Here is an 8,476-nt window from a genome sequence, read left to right as displayed (position 1 = left end):
GAGTCTCGCACTTCCGCTCCAATCAACCTTAAATAGTTTCGTTTTAAAAACAACAATCTTTACGAAAAGAGCCTAAAGAAAAAACTATGGGCAAACTGGCTTTTCTTAAAATTTGTTTACAAAAGGGGTTCGGAAGTGTCTCACCCCGAACCAGATCGAGGATAAACCGTTTGTACTGTGAAGGAATTAATTATATATTAATTCTTGAGTACATTTATTCATGGATGAAAGTATGATGATGATAAGAAAAGTTCGGAGGGGACAATCATGAAAAATATTAATACTGAACAAGAATACCGTGAACAAATTAAACAAGAGGGACTGACAGTCGGGATTTTTACGACTACATGGTGTCCAGACTGCAAACGTTTAGACATGTTCATTGATGAAATCACCCAAGAACATCAAGACAAACAGTGGTTTACAATCGATCGTGACGAGTTTCCAGAGATTTCAGAAGAGCAGACCGTGATGGGAATTCCTTCTTTATTGGTTTTTAAAAATGGAGAAAAGATTGCACATTTGCACAGTGCGAATGCTAAAACCCCAGAGGCAGTCAATGAATTTCTAAATGATCTATAAAAGTTGTTGTAAAGGTAAACCCCGCATGATGTTGTCATGCGGGGTTCACCTTTGTTTTGGGGTCTCCCATTTAAAAATGTTCATGGAATATCGTGTTCACCCCAATTTCAGGGATTTTTTTCTAAAAATAACTTGATTTCTATGATGAAACGGGTTTTAATTATAGATACCGAATGTCCATTATGGATATCGAATATCCACATAGATGCTGAAAGAGGTGAACTGATTTGCAATTAACAAAAGGGGTCGAGCAAGCTATATGCATCATTGTTATCCTCTCCACCCAGGATAAAAATGTACCGCTTTCGTCTAATGAGATCAGCAGGCGATTGGAGGTGTCTCCTTCTTATTTGAAAAAAATCATAAGGAAATTGGTAGTTAAGCAGATAATCACTTCCGTTCCTGGTAATAATGGCGGCCTTACTCTTGCCAAAAGTGTAGATAAGATTAAAAACCTTGAAATTATTGAGGCGATGGAAGGTCCCATTTCGATGTTTCCGGATACGGGACTTATAGAAAAAGCGTTTAAAGATGGAGAATACGCAGAGAAGGGGATGGACGTTCTTCGTCGGACGTTTTCTCGGGCGGATCAACTTTTGATAGAGTTCTTTTCCAGTCAAACAGTGGCAGATTTGCTGAAGGAAAGCTTTGGCACCACGGACATACCGACTCTTAATTGGAATTCAACGTCATTGAGTGATGTACTGCGTGAAAAGAAAGGTGAAAAGAATTGAACATGCTTAAACAAGAATGGAAGCTTTTCCTTACAAATCGAAAACTTGTCGGTGTCGCAATCGTTTTACTGTTCGTACCGATTATTTATGGGGGGCTATTTCTTAGTTCCGCTTGGAATCCATACGGGAATACAGGCAAATTGCCGGTTGCAGTCGTGAATAAGGATGTGAAGGCGGAATATGAGGGTAAAACCTTAACGGTCGGTAATGAGCTGATCGAGCAATTAAAGGACAATGATGATTTAGAATGGCATTTCGTAACGGAAAAAGCGGCGAAAAAAGGATTCGAAGATGGTACATATTATATGGTTGTTACCATTCCAGAGGACTTTTCAAAAAATGCTTCAACCGTCCTGGATGATAAACCTAAGAAAATGAATTTAACATATGATGTGAATCCTGGACGCAGTTTCGTTTCGGAAACGGTCGGAAAACAGGCAGCGAATAACTTGAAAACGGAAATTGCTGAAAGTGTCACAAAAGAATATGCGGAAGCGATCTTCTCACAACTGGATGAAATCGGAGATGGATTCGGTGATGCAGCAGATGGGGCATCAAAACTGGATGAAGGTGCTGAAAAACTGCATGATGGAAACAAAGAAGTGACAGAGAATCTGAATAAATTAGCTTCCAGTACATTAACTTTTAAAGAGGGAGCGAATAAACTTCAAATCGGCGTCGGCGAGTTTTTGGAAGGAGCCAATAAACTTGAAAGTGGCGCTTCGGAATTAAATAAGGGAATATCACAATACACTTCTGGTGTCGGTCAGTTGCAAAAGGGTGCGAACGAACTCGCATCAGGTACAGGGGAATTAACTAATAATAGTAAAGCACTTATACAAGGTTCTTCCCAACTTTCCACTGGGCTGGCCAAAGTGGTTCCAGGAGCCCAAACTTTAAATACTGGATTAGCACAAGCGCAAACAGGCAGTGCGAATTTGAATGATGGGTTGAATCAATTATCGCAAAATGCAAGGCAGCTGACGGACCAATCTTCAGGAATCCCAAAAATGGCAGAAGGTCAGCAGAGTTTAAATGAGGGAATCATTAAACTGGCTGAAGGAAGCGGGGCGTTAAATGCCGGCCTGAAAAAGATGGATGGCCAATTGCCCGCAGAAGAACAGCTGAGTCAGCTTAAGCAAGGACTGTCAAGCATTCAAAGCGGTGTGAATCAATTGCAAAAAGCGGTTCCTGCAGGGAGCAGCGCGTCCGGTACCGTATCTGGCATTACTGATGACCTCAATAACAGTCAAGCGGCCTTAACGGAACTACAATCAACGATTGCGAATAATGGACAAAGCACAATCAATACCGTTCAAAACACTGAAGCGTACAAAAGTATGACGAGTGAACAACAATCCGAATTAATTGGAGCCATTCAAAATGAACTTCAAATACAAGCGGGGGCACAAAAACAAATTGCATCGAATCTTGCTGCAAGTGTATCCGACTTATCAACGCAATTAACGAATAAAGTAATGCCAGTATTGAATGGATTAGGCCAACTTCCAGAACAGGTGGCCAATTTAAATAATGCGGTGAATAAAGTTAATCCAAACGCCGTCTCAGCGTTAAATGGGTATACGGCAATAAGGAACTCACTGGAAGAACAATTGATTCCTGGTGCAACCCAATTAAATACCGGCATGAATGAAGCCGTTAAGGGCAGCAATCAATTAACGGCGGCAACCGATAGTTTAAATGAACGGACACCAGAACTAGTGAATGGGATCAATCAGTTAGCACAAGGCGGTTCTTCGTTAAATAATGGTTTATCAAAACTAACTGAGGGATCTGGTCAACTGGTTGATGGAGTTTCACAACTTCAGGCAGGGTCATCCTCCTTTGGGAATGGTCTTGAGAAGTATGCGTTTGGTGTTAGCCAAGTTGGCGAAGGGGCAAATAAACTTGCTAATGGGGCGAATGAGCTGAATGCAAACTCAGGTTCCTTGAAAGATGGTTCATCAGCACTTGTTAAAGGCACTGAACAATTGGCAAGCAATTTACCAACTTTAAGCAATGGAGTCATCCAACTTGCTGATGGAGCAGGTAAAATCAATAAAGGTTCATTAGCACTTGCTGAAGGTTCAAATAAATTGGGCGATGGAATCTCCTCTCTAAAAGGTGGAACAGGCGAACTTTCGGAAAAACTGAGTGATGGTGCAGAAGAAATAAATGAAAATGAAACAACAGATGATAATTACAGCATGATTGCTGAACCGACACAGGTTAAAGAACAAAAAAGCAGTGACGTTCCGAATTATGGTCATGCACTAGCACCTTATGTATTGTCTCTTGGCTTATTTGTAGGAGCTATAGCCTTCAATATGGGATTCCCGACAGGGTTGCCTTCCACAAGGCCTACTTCAGGAGTGGCATGGTGGTTCAGTAAATTCACGGTCCTATTTATCCAAGCGACGCTTTCAGCATTAGTGTTGGATGCGATCATGATTTTTGGAATGGATTTACAGGTCGAGAACATGGGGCAATTCATTGGGGTTTCCATACTGACTTCCCTTACCTTCATGTTCATCGTCACCTTCTTGACCGTAGGATTTGGAAATCCGGGTCGTTTATTAGCGATGATATTCCTTGTACTACAGCTAGGTGCAAGCGGAGGAATGTTCCCCGTGGAACTGACCAATAACTTCTTCAGTCATATTCACCCGTTCATACCAATGACATACTCTGTCATGGGCTTCCGTCAGGCGATGAGTACGAGCCTTGGAGCGGATGCATTGACAACGAGTATAGTGTTCCTTACTGGATGCATCATTGTCTTCAATCTACTACTATTGCTAACAATGGTCATCAAGAAGCGCAAAGAACACAATGTGGAGATGGATGCATAAACTAATGAAAAAACCCCCCCGGTGCAATGCGCCGGGGGTTTTCTTCATTATGATGGTTCATCCGTGTCCTTTTCTTTATCGATGACTTTCAATCCATTTTCCCCTGAATTTTCAATCACATGTTTAAGGATGGATAATTTGTTATCCCAGAATTGATCGTAAAAGGAAAGCCACTGTTTCAATTCCGCTAAAGGTTCTGGCTGAAGTCGAAAGCGTTTCTCTCTGCCTACCTTCCGGCCACTGACCAATTCAGCTTCAGAAAGGATATGAAGATGCTTGGCAATCGCTGTCCGGCTCATGGAAAAGTGAGAAGTGATTTCTGAAATGGGTAAATCCCCTTCAGCAAGCAATTGCAGGACCTTACGGCGGGTTGGGTCGGCGATAGCCTGAAATACATCATGCTTTTCTGCTGCAGACACTTAGCCCTCAACAACCTTTTTAAGTTTTGCATGAACGAGCTGTTCCCAGCCATGATCCATTCTCTCGCGAATCACTGAGCTCTTTTCATTCGGTTTCGGAAGAATCGTTTCAGGCTCTTTCCAACCACCATGAATAAGGGTGAACTCCGTTTTGCCATCCAGTTCTTTTAAAATGAAGGAAATGAACCAACCGTCCGTATCCCAACTGAATGAAAGACGATGAGGAGCATCTAACTCCGTTACCTTACAAGGAGATGGACCAAAAGGTGATTGCACATGGAACTCATGTCCCACTTTCGGTTGAAAATCATTTGGCATGAACCATGAAGCTATGCCCTCTGCAGTCGAAACTGTATCCCAAACTTTTTGGATAGGTGCTTCAAGAATAACTGTCTTCTTGATATCCTGTAGTGTATGTTGATTTTCCATACTGATTCTCCTTTGTCATTGAAAATTATGAAACCAATTGGTTTCGCTTTGTTGATTATATAAAACCTTTTGGTTTCATGTCAATGATTTGTTTCGAGCCATTCTCCTTATTCCTGAAATCAGGAATAAGGATTAAGGAAGCTTAAATACCCAATTCTTCAATTTGTTTTGCCAGCTCTGTTAAATTATCGATTGATTTCATTACCTCTGAATCTTCCAATGCCTTAGGGTCGATTTGGCCACTTTCAATATTATTCAAGTATAATTCAATTCCATCTGAAAGCTGTTGATTTGAGCTGACGATTTTCTCATGGATGCCTTCAGCGATTTGGGGTGGTTCAGTTGCATTGAAGTCTTCGATCTTCGTTTTCATCAATTGCAATTCTTTTTCAAGATTTTCCCTTGCTTCGGCATTCGTGACGGCATCTTTTGCCAATGCGGGCACCTCATTGGCAAAATCCTTAACGGTATTAATATATCCCGTCGCATTATCCGCATACTCCAATGATGAATTGACTTCTCCCAAAAGCGAACAGCCGCTTAATATAAGGAAGGACAGAAAAACAATGGTCATTCTTTTTTTCATATATGCCTCCATTTGTTTTTATGGTGATGATCAGATGGACAAGAATCTCTTTTTATAAATCGCTGCAATGGAATTCAGTATGAAGCCAGGGATTTTCTTCGGAAAAAATGACTTCGAATATAAAAGGTGAAAAGCACTTTTCAGGTCATGCCACTGATTACATGATTTCACTTGTTTAAACCTTGCAACGTCAATGATCTTCACCTTCATTTCGGAAGTGATGAAGATGTTCCGTAAATGGATATCCGAAGGATTCAATCCCTCTTTCCTTGCTAATTGTAAGGCATGGTCAATCTCCTCGATGTTTTTTTCCGTTATCGGGATTCCTAATGTTAAACATTCAAAAAGAGTGTTGCCTTCGATGTGATCTATAACCAGGTAATTTACCCCCGCATCATATAGTGTTGGATAGTAATCGATGGCTTGAACGGTTTTGTATATTTCAGCTTCAACTTTTGCTGTGTGAGTATGGTCCGGGAAAAACACTTTTAGGGCTTTATCGGTGGAATGAATTCGGAATACATAAGCGCTTCGGCCTTTTCCGATAAGTGATAAAGATTGGTCGGCATCAAGCAATATATGCTTTTTATCATCGGAAATCTTAACGCTTTGAGCTAATTCATAATAGTTCTGCATACTTTTCACCTCTATTGTGAATTTTTTTCGAATCAAAAAAAGACGGTATAACCGATTGTTGGTTATACCGTCTTTTAAAAATTAAAAGACCTCACCAAATAATCGGCAAGGTCTTGCAAACAACTAAGATCAGTTGCCAATAAAGCCGAGGATAAAATCCTGTATTGACGACTTTATTGTATAGCTACTCCCCTTAACAGAAGGATTCATATAAGTATATATAGTGAGTATATAGATTATTGCCTCAATCCGTCAAATATTAGGATTGTATGCTTACCCTTTATGTATATTCGGTATATTCAGGAAGATGTTCGTCCCCATAAATTAATTAACTGAATAAATATTTCAATATACTTTATTTCGACGACAAACTTGTGCATCCGCTTCAAGAAACTTAGGAAATGAATTTTCGTTGCAAATATTTCTATTAAATTAATTAAAAGTCTATTAGTTTACTATTTTGTTACAAATTCATCGATCCCTCTATAGATTTAAAGGAATATGGTATGTTTTTAATGAATGAGGATAAATACCTATAACATTATACTTATTTTAACCGATAATTAAATAAATGTTAAAAATATAATTCTTTAGTAGGGAGAATGAGATGAAGAAATTAATTTTACCAACTTTCTGTTTTGCAGTGTTGTCTACAGTTGCTTTCGAAGAAAAAATATCTGCAGCTCCACTACATGCAGAACAGGCCAATATTGAAACAGGTGTCATGTTCGTCCATGTAAATTCCGGCTTGCTCAATATGAGAAAAACAGGTACTGAAAGTGCAAGCGTAGTCGCCAAGCTGGCAAAAGGCACAAAGGTAACGGTGTATTCGGAATCCAAAGGCTGGGCGAAGATCAGAGCCAATGGAAAAGATGGATATGTCAGTACCAATTATTTATCGGCAACAAAGCCAGGAACTTTAACTAAAGCAGCAGTAGCCATTAAAACGACAACAAAATATGTGAATGTCAGTACAGGTTCACTTAATATGAGAAAAACAGGTACTGAAAGTGCAAGCGTAGTCGCCAAGCTGGCAAAAGGGACACAGGTAACGGTGTATTCGGAATCCAAAGGCTGGGCGAAAATTAAAGCCAATGGAAAAGACGGATATGTCAGTACCAAGTATCTATCGACGACAAAGCCTGGAACGGTAACCAAAGCTGCGGCAATCGTTAAAACGAAAACGAAATATGTGAATGTCAGTACAGGTTCACTTAATATGCGAAAAAGCGGTATAGAAAGTGCCAGCATAGTCGCAAAGCTGACAAGGGGCACACAGGTAACGGTGTATTCGGAATCCAAAGGCTGGGCGAAAATTAAAGCCAATGGAAAAGACGGATATGTCAGTACCAAGTATCTGTCTGCTGCAAAGCCAGGATCGGGATCCACAATAGCCACACCTCAAAAAACGACAACGAAATATGTGAATGTCAGCACGGGTTCACTTAATATGCGAAAAAGTGGTATAGAAAGTGCCAGCATAGTCGCAAAGCTGACAAGGGGCACACAGGTAACGGTGTATGCGGATTCCAAAGGCTGGGCGAAAATTAAAGCCAATGGAAAAGACGGATATGTCAGTAACAAGTATCTATCGACGACAAAGCCTGGAACGGTAACCAAAGCTGCGGCAACCGTTAAAACGACAACGAAATATGTGAATGTCAGTACAGGTTCACTTAATATGCGAAAAAGCGGTATAGAAAGTGCCAGCATAGTCGCGAAGCTTTCAAAAGGAACGAAAGTGACGGTGTATTCGGAATCCAAAGGCTGGGCGAAGATCAAGGCCAATGGAATAGATGGGTATGTCAGTACTGACTATCTTTCAACAACGAAGCCAGGAACGGCTCCCAATCCAACCATACCTGAAAAAACGACGACGAAATATGTAAACGTAAGCTCTGGTTCTCTGAATATGCGAAAAAGCGGAACGGAAAGTGCCAGCATAGTCGCGAAGCTTTCAAAAGGAACGAAAGTGACGGTGTATTCGGAATCCAAAGGCTGGGCGAAAATTAAAGCCAATGGAAAAGACGGATATGTCAGTACCAAGTATCTGTCTGCTGCAAAGCCAGGATCGGGATCCACAATAGCCACACCTCAAAAAACGACAACGAAATATGTGAATGTCAGCACGGGTTCACTTAATATGCGAAAAAGTGGTATAGAAAGTGCCAGCATAGTCGCGAAGCTTTCAAAAGGAACGAAAGTGACGGTGTATTCGGAATCCAAAGGCTGGGCGAA

The 8,476-nt window shown here is 40.7% G+C and carries 7 protein-coding genes and 1 pseudogene; 4 read left to right on the top strand and 4 right to left on the bottom strand.

Annotated elements, in window-relative coordinates:
- Positions 1-252: 252 nt before the first annotated feature.
- From ACFX4L_RS24280 to ACFX4L_RS24270, 3 genes and pseudogenes are all read left to right on the top strand, one after another.
- Positions 253-582: pseudogene (locus tag ACFX4L_RS24280) on the top strand (thioredoxin family protein); the annotation flags it as partial.
- A gap of 227 nt (positions 583-809) precedes the next feature.
- Positions 810-1,316, top strand: a complete 507-nt coding sequence (locus ACFX4L_RS24275; RefSeq protein WP_284469495.1) for an Rrf2 family transcriptional regulator — start codon at positions 810-812, stop codon at positions 1,314-1,316.
- A gap of 2 nt (positions 1,317-1,318) precedes the next feature.
- Complete coding sequence (locus tag ACFX4L_RS24270; RefSeq protein ID WP_377406504.1) at positions 1,319-4,168, top strand: YhgE/Pip family protein; 2,850 nt, start codon at positions 1,319-1,321, stop codon at positions 4,166-4,168.
- Between the two features lie 47 nt (positions 4,169-4,215).
- On the opposite strand, the gene ACFX4L_RS24265 is transcribed toward ACFX4L_RS24270, so the two are convergent.
- From ACFX4L_RS24265 to ACFX4L_RS24250, 4 genes are all read right to left on the bottom strand, one after another.
- A complete protein-coding gene (locus tag ACFX4L_RS24265) occupies positions 4,216-4,587 on the bottom strand; it encodes an ArsR/SmtB family transcription factor (RefSeq protein WP_061465208.1) in 372 nt (123 codons plus the stop codon).
- Positions 4,588-5,016, bottom strand: a complete 429-nt coding sequence (locus ACFX4L_RS24260; RefSeq protein ID WP_377386043.1) for an SRPBCC family protein — start codon at positions 5,014-5,016, stop codon at positions 4,588-4,590.
- 142 nt (positions 5,017-5,158) lie between these two features.
- On the bottom strand, positions 5,159-5,602 hold the full coding sequence (locus tag ACFX4L_RS24255) for a DUF6376 family protein (RefSeq protein WP_377406502.1): 444 nt from the start codon (positions 5,600-5,602) through the stop codon (positions 5,159-5,161).
- 30 nt (positions 5,603-5,632) lie between these two features.
- Positions 5,633-6,238 (bottom strand): protein kinase family protein, encoded by a 606-nt coding sequence (locus tag ACFX4L_RS24250; protein WP_377386049.1) that lies wholly within the window; start codon positions 6,236-6,238, stop codon positions 5,633-5,635.
- A 607-nt stretch (positions 6,239-6,845) separates the two neighbouring features.
- Between ACFX4L_RS24250 and ACFX4L_RS24245 the strand changes: the two genes are divergently transcribed.
- On the top strand, positions 6,846-8,476 hold a 1,631-nt coding region (locus ACFX4L_RS24245; RefSeq protein ID WP_377406500.1), incomplete at its 3' end, for an SH3 domain-containing protein.

The organism is Peribacillus sp. YIM B13482 (genome assembly GCF_042787975.1).
GTDB classification, from domain to species: domain Bacteria; phylum Bacillota; class Bacilli; order Bacillales; family DSM-1321; genus Peribacillus; species Peribacillus simplex_A.
This window is presented reverse-complemented; position numbering and strand designations above follow the sequence as displayed.